General features: G+C 57.5%; 11 protein-coding genes and 1 pseudogene. 10 read left to right on the top strand and 2 right to left on the bottom strand.

The annotated features are described in order from the left end of the window. The 6 genes and pseudogenes from ACR0AO_RS14985 to ACR0AO_RS14960 form a co-directional block, all read left to right on the top strand. The coding region (locus ACR0AO_RS14985) for a biotin/lipoyl-containing protein (RefSeq protein WP_480604941.1) at window positions 1-866 on the top strand (866 nt) is incomplete at its 5' end. Between the two features lie 48 nt (window positions 867-914). Further along, on the top strand, window positions 915-1,355 hold the full coding sequence (locus tag ACR0AO_RS14980; protein ID WP_480604954.1) for a RidA family protein: 441 nt from the start codon (window positions 915-917) through the stop codon (window positions 1,353-1,355). Between the two features lie 251 nt (window positions 1,356-1,606). Next, window positions 1,607-2,275: a GntR family transcriptional regulator gene (locus ACR0AO_RS14975; protein ID WP_480604939.1), complete on the top strand. Its 669-nt coding sequence runs from the start codon at window positions 1,607-1,609 to the stop codon at window positions 2,273-2,275. A 232-nt stretch (window positions 2,276-2,507) separates the two neighbouring features. Continuing rightward, a pseudogene (gene istA / locus ACR0AO_RS14970) lies at window positions 2,508-4,036 on the top strand (IS21 family transposase). Then, complete coding sequence (istB, locus tag ACR0AO_RS14965) at window positions 4,033-4,788, top strand: IS21-like element helper ATPase IstB (protein ID WP_480604937.1); 756 nt, start codon at window positions 4,033-4,035, stop codon at window positions 4,786-4,788. Before istA ends, istB begins: the two are co-directional and overlap by 4 nt. 429 nt (window positions 4,789-5,217) lie before the next feature. After that, complete coding sequence (locus ACR0AO_RS14960) at window positions 5,218-6,273, top strand: tyrosine-type recombinase/integrase (protein ID WP_480604934.1); 1,056 nt, start codon at window positions 5,218-5,220, stop codon at window positions 6,271-6,273. Window positions 6,274-6,333: 60 nt separating this feature from the next. Here the strand turns inward: ACR0AO_RS14960 and ACR0AO_RS14955 are convergent, their stop codons facing one another. Then, window positions 6,334-7,422: a ParB/RepB/Spo0J family partition protein gene (locus tag ACR0AO_RS14955; RefSeq protein ID WP_480604931.1), complete on the bottom strand. Its 1,089-nt coding sequence runs from the start codon at window positions 7,420-7,422 to the stop codon at window positions 6,334-6,336. Beyond that, a complete protein-coding gene (locus tag ACR0AO_RS14950) occupies window positions 7,419-8,726 on the bottom strand; it encodes an AAA family ATPase (protein ID WP_480604929.1) in 1,308 nt (435 codons plus the stop codon). The genes ACR0AO_RS14955 and ACR0AO_RS14950 overlap by 4 nt, the downstream gene beginning before the upstream one ends. Window positions 8,727-9,197: 471 nt before the next feature. Here ACR0AO_RS14950 and ACR0AO_RS14945 point away from each other — a divergent pair, with 471 nt between their 5' ends. From ACR0AO_RS14945 to ACR0AO_RS14930, 4 genes are all read left to right on the top strand, one after another. Next, window positions 9,198-9,887, top strand: coding sequence for a DnaA N-terminal domain-containing protein (locus ACR0AO_RS14945; RefSeq protein WP_480604927.1), 690 nt, complete (start codon window positions 9,198-9,200; stop codon window positions 9,885-9,887). A 314-nt stretch (window positions 9,888-10,201) separates the two neighbouring features. Continuing rightward, window positions 10,202-10,720 (top strand): TRAP transporter small permease subunit, encoded by a 519-nt coding sequence (locus ACR0AO_RS14940; RefSeq protein WP_480604925.1) that lies wholly within the window; start codon window positions 10,202-10,204, stop codon window positions 10,718-10,720. Then, on the top strand, window positions 10,720-12,225 hold the full coding sequence (locus ACR0AO_RS14935) for a TRAP transporter large permease (protein WP_480604923.1): 1,506 nt from the start codon (window positions 10,720-10,722) through the stop codon (window positions 12,223-12,225). The genes ACR0AO_RS14940 and ACR0AO_RS14935 overlap by 1 nt, the downstream gene beginning before the upstream one ends. A gap of 59 nt (window positions 12,226-12,284) precedes the next feature. After that, the gene (locus ACR0AO_RS14930; RefSeq protein WP_480604921.1) at window positions 12,285-13,316 is read left to right on the top strand and encodes a TRAP transporter substrate-binding protein; all 1,032 of its coding nucleotides are present in this window, start codon (window positions 12,285-12,287) and stop codon (window positions 13,314-13,316) included. The last annotated feature ends 24 nt before the right edge of the window (window positions 13,317-13,340 follow it).

Raw genomic sequence — 13,340 nt, 5'->3', positions numbered from 1 at the left:
TGTATGCCGATGTGAACCGGATGTTCGGCGATATCGTCAAGGTGACGCCGTCGTCGAAAGTGGTCGGCGACATGGCGCTGATGATGGTCAGTCAGGGCATGACCCGCGAGCAGGTCGAGGATCCGGCGACCGACGTCGCCTTCCCCGATTCCGTCATCGACATGATGCGCGGCAATCTGGGCCAGCCTCCGGGCGGGTTCCCTGACACCATCATCAGGAAGGTGCTCAAGGATGAAGCCCCCAACACCGAGCGCCCCGGCAAGAATGTCGAGCCGGTCGATCTGGACGCAACGCGTGCCGAACTGTCCAAGCAGCTTGAGGGCAAGGATGTCGATGACGAGGATCTGAACGGGTATCTCATGTATCCCAAGGTCTTCCTGGATTACATGGGCCGCCACCGGACTTACGGCCCGGTGCGCACCCTGCCGACCCACACCTTCTTTTACGGCATGGAGCCGGGCGAAGAGATCACCGCGGAAATCGATCCGGGCAAGACGCTGGAGATCCGCTGTCAGGCGATTGGCGAGACCGATGAAAAGGGCGAGGTCAAAGTGTTCTTTGAACTCAATGGCCAGCCCCGCGTCATCCGGGTGCCGAACCGTCTGGTCACGTCTTCGACTCAGGCGCGGCCAAAGGCCGAGGTGGGCAACCCCAACCATGTGGGCGCCCCGATGCCCGGCGTCGTGGCGACCGTCGCCGTCACCGCGGGCCAGCAGGTCAAGGAAGGCGACATGCTGCTGACCATCGAGGCGATGAAAATGGAAACCGGCATCCACGCCGAACGCGACGCCACAGTCAAGGCCGTCCACATCCAGCCCGGCGGCCAGATCGACGCAAAGGATCTGTTGATCGAGCTGGCAGTCTGAGTTCACCATGAAAGAAGGAAGAGAACTTTGAACGCATATGAAAAGAAAATGGCGGAATTGGGTGTGACCTTGCCGGAGGCAACGGCACCTGCAGCCAATTACGTTCCTTACGTTGTCGATGGAAAAACGCTGTATGTCTCAGGGCAGGTTTCGAGCAACTCGAACGGCCTGATAAAAGGCAAGCTTGGTGAGAGCTACTCGGTGGAGCAGGGAGTCGAAGCCGCGCGAGCCTGCGCCATCTCCTTGCTCGCGCAAGTGAAGGATGCTTGTGGCGGCGACCTCTCACAGCTTGAACGCGTTGTAAAATTGACGGGGTTCGTAAACTCCACCCAGAGTTTCACCGATCAACCCGCTGTCATCAATGGTGCATCAGATTTCCTTGCTGAAGTTCTCGGCGAAGCGGGCGCGCACGCCCGCTCGGCCGTTTCAGCTGCGTCACTTCCTTTCGGGGTCGCCGTCGAAATGGAAGGGATCTTCAAGATTCGTTGACATCAGGCGGCATGTCTCACGTCGGCCGAAAGGCATTAAGGGTTCTCATTCGCAATACAGATGAGTCGCCTTTGTTCCAAGTATCGGGAGGGAAGTGAACGACCAGCATAGGAACTGCATCACTTCCCTCTCCACGTCCAAAGTGGGCTGAAATCCGGTTCGAAACGAACATGGAAGGTACCGAAAAAATAATCACTTTTCCTGGATAGGAAATTTCGACGTTAGCTCATCAGAGCTGAAGGATGAAGCAAATGACGAACCTGACGAATTATGGAGAAGGCCCAAAGACAATTTACAATCTCCTAAAGCAACAAATTATTTTTGGGGAGTTGGAACCTGGCCAAGAGTTAAAAATCTTGCCGTTTTCAAAACTGATGAATGTTTCAATTGTTCCTTTGCGAGAAGCGATCAGAATGTTGGCAGCGGAAAGGTTTGTAGAACTTCGGCCGCGGCGAAGTCCGGTTATTGCCAGCCTGGACTTGGGCGAATTGATGGAAATGAACCGGATCCGCGGCGCGCTAGAGCCCTTGATATTGGAAGACGCAGTATCCAGGCACACTTTGGACACCATGTCCGAATGCGAAGCAATCTTAGCTCGAATAAATGCTGCAACAGACCCCTGGGAAATAGTCCGATTAAACAAGCTGTTTCATATCTCACTTCTCCGACCTTCGCGGATGAACCGCGCATTGGATATCGTTTCGGCTCAATACGATGCCATTACTCGGATAACGCAATTCAGAGTTGTGAACCATGGCCTTCCGATCGGTCATCTCAATAGTGAACACCAAGCCATTCTAACTGCTGTTCGGGCACGAAACAGCAAGCAAGCTGCAACACTGATGTCTGAGCACATAAAGCATGCGACGATCAGAGCCCAATGCGAGCTTGCCAACGAACAAGTTGCCAGGGTCCCTTAGGCGTTTAGGTGAATTAGTCTCGATGTGATCTGACACCGCCCCCTTCACGGTAAGCTGAAATGGAGGCGCTCGTTGGATCTAGTCCAAAGATTTACGTTTGACGCTGAAAGTGAGAACGGCGGTGAGAAAGTCGACCACGGTAGCGGCGGGATGACCCTGCTGCGGGCGGCGTAAAAGTCGTCCATCTTTGCCCTTCTTTTCGTAACGGAGGGGGGGCGGGAGGATCTTTTCCGTGGATTTGTATCGTAAAGTTCGTCTGGCCTGTGCCGAGGGCATGAGCCAGCGAGAAGCGGCCCGGCATTTCGGGATATCTCGTGACAGCGTTCGCAAGATCTTGGCGTTTTCGGTCCCGCCCGGCTACCGGCGGTCAGCACCGATCCGGCGGCCCAAGCTGGATGGGTTCACCGGGATCATCGATCAATGGCTGTCAGAAGATCGGCAGCGACCGCGCAAACAGCGGCATACGGCCAAGCGGATCTTCGAACGCCTGCGCGATGAGCATGGCTTCGAGGGTGGTTACACCATCATCAAGGATTATGTTCGGGAACACGGTCGACGGCATCGCGAGATGTTCGTGCCGCTTAACCATGCACCCGGCCATGCTCAGGCCGACTTCGGCGAAGCGATTGTTGTGATCGGTGGCATTGAACAGAAGGCCCACTTCTTTGCCTTGGATCTGCCGCACAGCGACGCCTGCTACGTCCGGGCCTATCCGGCGGCGACCGCAGAGGCCTGCCCTCTCGGCAGATTGCTTCGCAATCGCCTGCCGGGTGACAGATGGATGGCCACGTCCATGCCTTTGGGTTTTTCGGGGCGGTTCCGCAGTCGATCCTGTATGACAACGACCGGTGCCTTGTGGCGAAGATCGAGCCCGACGGAACTCGCAGACGCGCGCGGCTGTTCAGCGAGATGCTGTCCCACTACGTGATCCGGGACCGCTACGGGCGTCCCGGCAAGGGCAACGACAAGGGGTCCGTCGAAGGGCTGGTTGGCTATTCCCGGCGCAACTTCATGGTGCCGGTCCCGAGTTTTCCGACTTGGGATGCCTTCAACAACTGGCTCGAAGAGCAGTGCCGTAAGCGCCAAAACGACAAGCTGCGCGGGCACAATGAGACGATTGGAGAGCGACTTCAACGCGATCTGGAGATCATGGCGCCGCTTCCCGCCCGGTCTTTCGAAGCCTGTGACCAGGCAACGGGTCGGGTCAGTTCTCTGTCGCTGCTGCGCTACAAGACCAACGACTATTCCGTGCCGGTTGCCTACGGCCATCGCGAAGTCTGGATCCGCGCCTATGTTGACCGGGTGGTCATCGGATGTGGTGGTGAGGTCATCGCGCGGCATGTTCGCAGCTACGACCGCGAGGACATGGTTTTTGATCCGATCCATTACCTGCCGCTGATTGAGAAGAAGATAAACGCTTTCGAACAGGCGGCTCCGCTGGCCGGATGGGAGCTTCCCAAGGCGTTTGATACTCTTCAGAAGCTAATGGAGGCACGCATGCTGAAAGCCGGACGGCGCGAATACGTGCAGGTCCTACGGCTGCTCGAAAGCTTCGAGATGGAGGAGGTTCATGCTGCCGTGAAGACGGCTCTCCAGATGGGTGCGATCAGTTTTGATGCCGTGAAGCATCTGGTGCTGTGTCGGGTGGAGCGGCGGCCGCCGAGGCTCGATCTGGATGTCTACCCGTTCCTGCCACGGGCCAAGGTGGCGACGACATCTCCGGCCAGCTACATGTGCCTGACAACAGGTGCCTCGACATGACGGAGACACCACAGATCCTGCTGAACCCCCAACTCAAGAAGCTGAAGCTGCCGACCATCCTGCGGGAATACGACAAACAGGCTCGGCTGTGTGCCTCCGAGGGCCGCGACCATGTCCAGTTCCTGGCCCGTCTGATCGAGCTCGAACTCATCGACCGGGAGCGGCGGATGATCGAACGCCGGATCAAGGCCGCGAAATTCCCGGCGACCAAGAGCCTTGATAGCTTCGATTTTGCCGCGATCCCTTCTTTGAACAAGATGCAGGTCCTGGAGTTGGCGCGTGGTGAATGGATCGACCGCGGAGAGAACGTCATCGCTCTCGGCCCCAGCGGCACCGGTAAGACCCACGTGGCGCTCGGCCTCGGTCTGGCCGCCTGCCAGAAAGGCCTGGCGGTTCGCTTCACAACCGCTGCCGCAATCGTCCACGAGTTGATGGAGGCCCGCGATGAGCGCCAGCTCCTGCGCCTTCAGAAACAGCTGGTGAAACAGAAGCTGCTGATCATCGACGAGTTGGGCTTCGTGCCCCTCAGCAAAACTGGCGCTGAATTGCTGTTCGAGTTGATCTCCCAACGATACGAGCGCGGCTCGATCCTGATCACCTCGAACCTGCCCTTCGATGAATGGACCGAAACATTCGGGACGGAGCGCCTCACCGGTGCCTTGCTCGACCGGCTGACCCACCATGTCAGCATTCTGGAGATGAACGGAGAAAGCTATCGCCTGGCACAGAGCAGGGCTCGGCAGAATTCCTAAAACACAGAAAAGATTGGTCCTGACGGACCAAGACGCCTCGGCAACCGCCAGCTATATGGGAGCGCGTTTGCCAAGGCGCCGGTCACCCAAGCAGTGGACGACTTTTGCTCCGCCCAATGGCAGACTTTCTCACCGCCGTTGACACCTGTTGGAGAACAATACGCGGACACCAAAAATCGAAATCTATATGCTCGTCAATCCAGGCCCAAAGTTTGCGACACATCCCTCCGTTGCACATATTTGGGCGGTGAGGAAGAATGCAGAGAAGCCATTTTCTTTTGTTTTTATAAACGCAAGCATCCTTTATAGTCAAAAAACTACCATTTTGCGCGCAACTCAACGACTTTTGGGAATCCACTATTACATCTGATAAGTACCGCTTATCATATTTAATTGATCTTGCCGGGAATTCGACGCAGAATGTGTCTCATGAAGCCGCCTGCACCTTATCTCCCCGCTGCCGCCCCTGCCCTCTCCGCAGCGGATCAGGAGGCGCTGACCGATCTCTATTTGCGCGGAACACCCGCCAACACGCTGCGTGCCTATGAGCGGGATCTGATCTATGTGACCGCGTGGAAACAGGCGCGGTTCGGAACAGACCTCAGCTGGCCGGAGGCCGAAGAAACCGCCCTCGCCTTCATTCTTGATCACGCGCGGGACCTAGGCGACGCGCCAGGAGAGGATATCGCCCGCCAGACAGCCGGGGCGCTGATCACGCAGGGGCTGCGCAAATCGCTGGCCTGCCCGGCCCCGTCCACGCTGGATCGCCGTATCGCCTCCTGGCTGGCTTTCCACCGGATGAAGAACCTGACCAGCCCCTTTGGCACACCTCAGGTCAAACAGGCCCGGGCCAAGGCGCGCCGGGCGGCAGCCCGCCCCCCTGCCCCGAAATCCACCCATCCCATCACCCGCGATATCCTCGAACAGCTGCTGGCCACCTGCCGCGGCAGCCGCCGCGACTGCCGCGACCGGGCGATCCTGATGCTGGGCTGGGCTTCGGGCGGACGGCGGCGCTCTGAGATCACTGCTTTGATGCGCGAGGACGTTTCGCTGAAGGAGTTCGAGAAATCAGGTGTTGTCTGGCTGTCCCTGCTGGAAACCAAGACCACACAGAAGGGAGAAACGCCGCGTCTGGTGCTGAAAGGGCGCGCGGCACAGGCGCTGGTGCATTGGATCGAGGTCGGCGAGATCAACGATGGCCCTCTGTTCCGCCCGATCTCGAGAGCCGACCGTGTACTCAAGCGCCGGCTGTCCCCGGATGCGATCTACCAGATCGTGAAACTCCGGTTGCGTCTGGCCGGGCTGCCGGAAGATTTTGCCTCGCCGCACGGGCTGCGCTCGGGGTTTTTGACTCAGGCCGCGCTGGACGGCGCCCCGATCCAGGCCGCGATGCGCCTGTCCCTGCACCGGTCCATGGCCCAAGCGCAGAAATACTATGATGACGTCGATATTGCCGAAAACCCGGCAGCCGATCTGTTGGGATAAGAAAAGGCGCCTGATATTGGCGCCTTTTCCATTCCACTATCTTACCCGTGGGTAAGACCCCTACTCTTCCCGCAGTTTTTCGATCAACTCGGAGACCGCCTGTTCGAGCCGGCCGCGATCTACACGGGTGAAATCCAGATCATATTGAAGCTCGATACGCCCATTCGATGCAGAGCACCTTGCAATACCTTCCCGCCCCGAAACTTGAAAAGTCGTCTTGGCACGCCTGGGTTTTGCCGGCTTTTCGCCAACAGTTCTGGTCGCGTTTCCGTTCGGGCTTTCAACAAACCCCCGCAGTATCGCCACCTCTCGTGGACCATCGCGGTCCGGCTCGGCCATCAGCGCCGCACTTACACGCCGGATGAGACCCGGATCAGCATCCAGTTTGCGTTTAAGTTCAACGCCAACGTTGCGCGGTATGACGTTTGGATGGGCGAGAATTTTCTCCAACATCGCTATCAGACTCGCAAAGGCCCGGATATAGCTTCGCTTGGTGTAACTCGCGGATTTGAAAAGCACCGCAACCGCCTTATCCGTATCTTCGCAGTCATTTGCCGGATCCAGCGCATAGGCCCGCGCCAACGCACCCATTTCCGCAAACGAGATATCCTTACGGATCAGGTTCTCGTCCACCATGCGCCTGTAGCTGTCATCAAGGGCGCTTTCGGCAACGATACCGGCCGGGATCGCGGCATAGTGGGCGTTGCCGGTTTCAGTGTAGAGCGCGCGATAGGCCGACAAACGGCGCATGCCTTGTATCAACTCAAACCGCCCATCCGAACGCCGCTCGACCCGGATCGGGTTCGACAGACCGATATCCTGAATAGAGGTCTTCAACTCATCCAGTTCCGGATCCGCACCGGGCGCCCGATCCCGCGTTAGCTTTTCGGTAACCACGTCGTCCAATGCAATATGCTCGACGACCAAACCTTCTTTGCGCAACTTTACCAACTCATGCGCCAAACGGTCGTTTTCGGCCCGGATCACGTCTTCGGTTGATTGTCGGTCACGCAGCGCATCCGCATTTTCTGAAATTGCCGCAGCCATCGGACCGCGACGTTTCTCCAACACATGGTCGGGCACCTTGCCAACCGGGATTTCCTCCATGGCGGGCAGGTCGATCTCGAACATTCTGCGTTTGCGGCTCATGCGTCATCCTCCAGTTTGTCCCAGGCCGAGAGCATGACTTCTCGGAATTCGCCATACACATTGTCAAATGTCGACCGCGCCCGGCGCCAAGTCTCGCGCGTCATATCGCGGTAATCCATTTCATAGACCGAACTGAGGAAGCGGCCCGATTGTTCGACGGCACGGGTCATCTCGACCGGGTGAACTGCCACATGGTCTCCGAACACTTTTCTGAACGCTTCGAACATGGCCTGATGCAGTGCATTGCCCGGCTCGTAACGGGTAAGGAGAAAGCGCATTTCGCAAAAAGCCTTGGGCAGGCCGATCTTACCCGTGGGTAAGGTCCGATCGAATCCAAACGCGAGATCTTCGAGCGCCTCGGCAAGCTGGCCGATAAAGGAGGTGGTGGAATCGTATTCCCAATAGCCAGGACCCGAAGGAACATAGAGCATGTCTGCGGCAAAAACAGCGTTCATCGATTGATAGCCGATAGCTGGCGGGCAATCGAACAGGATCAGGTCATAGGCATCGTCCGGGATCTGATCGAGATAGCGAGAGACGGCGGCAAAGAACGACCACTCAGGATTCAGATGCCTGTACTGTGCCGAAGCGAATTCGACAAAGGCGGCATTGGCACACGATGGGACCACGTCGATCGTTGACCACGAGGATTTTTTGATGAAGTCGGAAACGCGCAGATCCCCAAGCCCCATGCCCGTGATCGAGGGCGGCAATTCCCGCCGGGGCAGGGTGGTTCCGGATTCCGCGGCGGTCGGACGGTTGTTCATCCGCTCGGTCTCGCGGATCAAGTCGCGCGCCATGATCCCCCAGACGGTGAAGTCTTCGGCAACATCCGTCAGCCCCATCGAGTGGCTCAGCGTCGCCTGAGGGTCGAAGTCAACGACCAGTACCCGGTAGCCATCCAGCGCTGCGGCATGGGCGAGATGCAACGCTACCGTTGACTTGCCCGCGCCGCCCTTGAAGTTCGCAACAGCGGCGCGAATGGCCCGTTTGCCAGCGGGTCGGGGGGGCATCAGTGTTTTTTTATTTACCTTCAATCGACGCCGCAGCTCGTTCACCTCCTCCAGAGAAAACCAGCGCTGGCGGCCATCCGGCTCCACCTCGCCGCCGGGCAGCGTAGGGTCGGCGGCCAGTTTGCCGCGAAAGGTTGACTGATTGATATTGAAGATCAGCTCACTGACCTCCCAGCTGGAGAAGCGGCGCAAGGTCTTTTCCATCTCGGGGCTGAAGGTCTGCTGCCGGATCCAGCCCTGCAGTTTGAGCGACTGGTTGCGCAATGCGTTCAGGTCTTCGTGCGTGTACATGCCTCAGGTCTCGTTGTTTGTTCGGACGTAAATTTCCTGTGCTTCGACATTTACGCTGTATTTGCGTTTTAGGCAAAAGAAAATATTATCAAGATGAACTCTTACCCACGGGTAAGAAAACAAGGGGTTATCATAGACAACCGATTCGGTTTCCTGCTGGTCCGTTGTGATCGACAAACCAGGGATTGGCTGGAACATTTAGGGGGTCAGGACTTACTGATACGCCAGCTTTAGGGGGTCATACATACACAACACGGGGACATATTGAGTGTCCCCCATCACCAATAATTCACCCAATTTCTTTCTTTTTTGAACAGTTTTTGTGGCGAAGGCTCCGCCACTCCGACCTTTCACTTGACAGAATCGACACTTTGGACGCTAATCAGGTCAATCTCCGGAAAAGCGTTGGGAAACGGCGCAAACGGATTGGGCAATGACCCGATAGAGGCAGTTGATTTGGTGAGGATCGTGATGCGGGTTGCAAAACCAGTCGGCCGCAATGCGTCGGCTTTAAAATACGACATGCTGTCGGCGTTGGGCGTTCACGCCTTGTCCTGCGACAAGCATCGTCAGCGCATCGTCTTGCGAATCCTGACGCTGATCACGACCCGGTACAATTGGCGCAACAACGAGTTATCCATAGGCCGCGAAGAGATTGCCCGAATCTGGTCGGTCGACGAACGGACGGTCAAACGCGAGTTGGCCAAGCTGAGGGCGATGGGCTGGATTATCGTCAAGCGTCCCGGTGCCCGGGGTCGGGTGACGGTTTACGAACTGGACCTCAAGCAAATGATGCTGGACACGGTCGAGATTTGGCCTCGGATCGGGCCGGATTTTGTTGAAAGGATGGGGCAGGGTGACGACCCCGAACCGAATACCAATGTGGTGCCGTTTCAGGGCAAGGCCATCGCAGTCGCACCGGACGGAAAGGATACCTGGAGCCAGGTGCAGGCGGCTTTGCACGGCAGGGACCCTGAGCTTTGGGCAAGTTGGTTCCAACATCTGAACGAAGCCGAAAGGGCAGGGGGGGTTGCAACGCTGATCGCTCCGTCCCGTTTCATGGCCGACTACATTGCCCAGAAATGGACCGGGCGGCTGTTAGCGGCCTATGGCCGGGTTGACCCGACCATCCGTTCCATCCGCATCGAAAGTGCGGGATAAAAGAGGCAGGTCACGGGCCGCTAAATGCCCGAACGCACCTTGCACGCTTTCAAGATTGTTGGGATCCGGTGCACGGGTGACCCGGCCGTATGTGCCCAGCGACAAAACTCCCGGCAATTGAAATACTGCTGCATGCGCGCTCGGATCTGGTTTGTCGCGCAATGTGTGAATGAATACGGCCATGTTTACAGACGCTTGTTGACAACAGCACATCCGCACTTCCCAATGTGAGACGAAGGCGCGAGTCACATGCGCCGCAAAGAAAACTGAACCGGGCTCAAGCAAGGACCGGTCAAAAGAACAGGGAAACGGGCATGAGTTTCATGCGGAGATACATCTCGTTCATCGACGAGATAAACCGCTGGATCGGCCGGATCGTCATGTACGGTATCTTTGTGATGATGGGCATCCTGTTGTGGTCGTCGATCTCAAAAACCTTCTTTCTGCCGTCGCTGTGGACGCTGGAGGTGGCACAGTTCGCGATGGTTGCCTATTACATCCTGGGGGGGGCGTATTCGATCCAGATGGGATCGAATGTGCGGATGGACCTGCTCTATGGCGAGTGGTCAAGCAGGCGGCAGGCATGGACGGATGCGTTCACGGTGCTGTTCCTGATCTTCTATCTCGGCGTGCTGATCTATGGCGGGTGGGATTCGCTCAGTTATTCTCTGCAATATGGCGAGCGCAGCCCGACGGCGTGGCGGCCTTATCTGTGGCCAATAAAGGTGATCATGCTGGTCGGCCTGGTCCTGATGCTGCTGCAGGCGGTATCGGAGCTGTGCAAGGATATCCTGCGTATCAAGGGCGATGATATCCCGAGGGAGGCGATCTGATGTCTTACGAGATGATCGCCATCATCATGTTCTCGACCATGATGCTGATGCTGATGACCGGGCAAAGAGTGTTCGGGGCGATCGGATTTGTGGCCGTGGTTGCATCGCTTCTGCTTTGGGGCGACAGGGGCGGCTATGACATCGGTTTCGCCGCCGCGATGAAGCTGATGAAATGGTATCCGCTGCTGACGCTGCCGATGTTCATCTTCATGGGATATGTGCTGTCGGAATCCAAGATTGCCGATGATCTTTACAAGATGTTCCATGTCTGGATGGGCGGGCTGAACGGCGGTCTGGCGATTGGCACCATCGGGCTGATGGTGCTTATCTCGGCGATGAACGGGTTGAGTGTTGCGGGCATGGCGATCGGGGCGACGATCGCGCTGCCGGAATTGCTGAAGCGTGGCTATGACAAACGGATGGTGACCGGTGTCATTCAGGCCGGATCGTCATTGGGAATTCTTGTGCCGCCCTCGGTGGTGCTGGTGCTCTATGCGATGATCGCCCGGCAGCCGGTGGGGCAGTTGTGGCTGGCCGGTGTCATTCCGGGGCTGATGATGGCGACACTGTTTATTCTGTACATCGCCATTCGATGCAAACTGAACCCGGCGCTGGGACGGGCGATGGACCGCGAAAACCTTGAGGAATACGAACGGGTCATAGATCATCCGTTGCGGTTGAACTATCTCGCTTTGCTGGGGGTGCTCGCTTTGCCGGTGCTGCTGGGTTTTGGCGTACTTTCGGCCAAGGCCACGATCGGCGTCGGTGCGTTGATCGGTGCGCTGTCCTTTGTCACTCGCAAGCACCCGGCCTTCTACAAAGATGTCTTCATGAAGGAGAAATACCGGCTGCTTTTTGCGGGTGTCCTGCCACTGGTGATCTTCGCGGCGATGATGGTCCCTTTCGTGAACGGCTGGACCTCGCTGGTGGAAAGCTCGGCCATCGGGGCGCTGACAGCCTTTGTCGCCGCCGTTCTGAAGGGGCGGATGAACCGGCAGGTGTTCGAGACATCGGTACGCTCCACGCTGGGCATTTCGTGCATGTTCATGTGGATCATTCTGGCGGCTCTGGCCTTTGGCGCGGTGTTTGATGGTTTGGGGGCGGTTCGCGCCATCGAGAACCTGTTTACAGAGCGTCTGGGACTGAGCCCGTGGTTGATCCTTATCCTCATGCAATTGAGTTTTATCGTCATGGGCACATTCCTTGACGACACCGCGATGCTGGTGATCGTCGCGCCGCTTTACGTGCCGCTGGTGCAGGCGCTTGGCTTTGATCTGATCTGGTACGGCGTGTTGTATACGATCACCACGCAGATTGCCTATATGACACCGCCCTTCGGGTATAACCTGTTCCTGATGCGCGCCATGGCGCCGCCCGAGATCACACTGCGCGACATCTATGGATCGATCCTGCCCTTCGTGCTTGTGATGACACTGGCGCTGGCGATTATCATGATGTTCCCACAGATCGCGCTGTGGCTGCCGGAAGTTGTTTACAACAAGTGATCCCGGATCGAACCGGGGCGGGGGAGAGCAATTCGTTAATTTCAACTGGGAGAGAGAAAATGACGACAAGACGCAAGTTTCTGAAAGGGGCAGCCGTTGTCCCGGCGGCCTCGCTGGCCGCACCGGCGTTGGCTCAATCGACGATCAAGTGGCGGATGCAAACCTATGCCGGGCCAGCTCTGGCCGAGCATGTGGTCGATCCGGCGATCAACCTGTTCAACCAGATCGCCGGCGATCGAATGCAGATCGAGCTGTTCTATGCCGATCAGCTGGTGCCCACGGGCGAACTGTTCCGCGCCATGCAGCGCGGCACCATCGACGCGGTGCAGTCGGATGACGATTCGATGGCGTCGCCGACCGAAGTGACTGTTTTCGGGGGGTATTTCCCGTTTGCGTCCCGCTATTCTCTGGATGTGCCGGTTCTGTTCAACCAGTACGGGCTGAACGAAATCTGGGCCGAGGAATACGCTAAGGTCGGCGTCAAGCATGTCAGTGCAGGATCATGGGATCCGTGCCACTTCGCCACCAAGGACCCGATCAACTCGCTGGCCGACCTGCAGGGCAAACGCGTGTTCACCTTCCCGACCGCGGGCCGATTCCTCAGCCAGTTCGGTGTGGTGCCCGTTACACTGCCATGGGAGGATATCGAGGTCGCGGTTCAGACCGGCGAACTGGACGGGATCGCGTGGTCGGGGATCACCGAAGATTACACCGTCGGCTGGGCGGATGTGACCAATTACTTCCTGACCAACAACATTTCGGGTGCATGGATCGGGCATTTCTTTGCCAACAATGAACGTTGGGAAGAACTGCCGGAGGATCTGAAGCTGCTGTTCAAGGTGTGCTGCGAGCAGTCACACTATTACCGTCAGTGGTGGTATTGGGGCGGCGAGGCATCGCTGCGTGTCAATGGTACCAAGATGCAGCTCACTTCGATTCCGGACGAGGAATGGGCGCAGGTCGAAGCAGCGGCGACAAAATTCTGGGATGAGATTGCCGCCGAGTCTGAAACCAAGGCGAAGGTGGTTGAAATCTTCAAGCAGTATAACGCCGATATGCAAAAAGCAGGACGGCCCTATCGCTACAGTTGATAGATATTGCCCTGATCCGTGAGT

It is taken from the genome of Ruegeria sp. AF8, assembly GCF_056541825.1.
The sequence above is the reverse complement of the archived record's forward strand: the minus strand, read 5'-3'. Positions and strand labels throughout refer to the sequence as shown.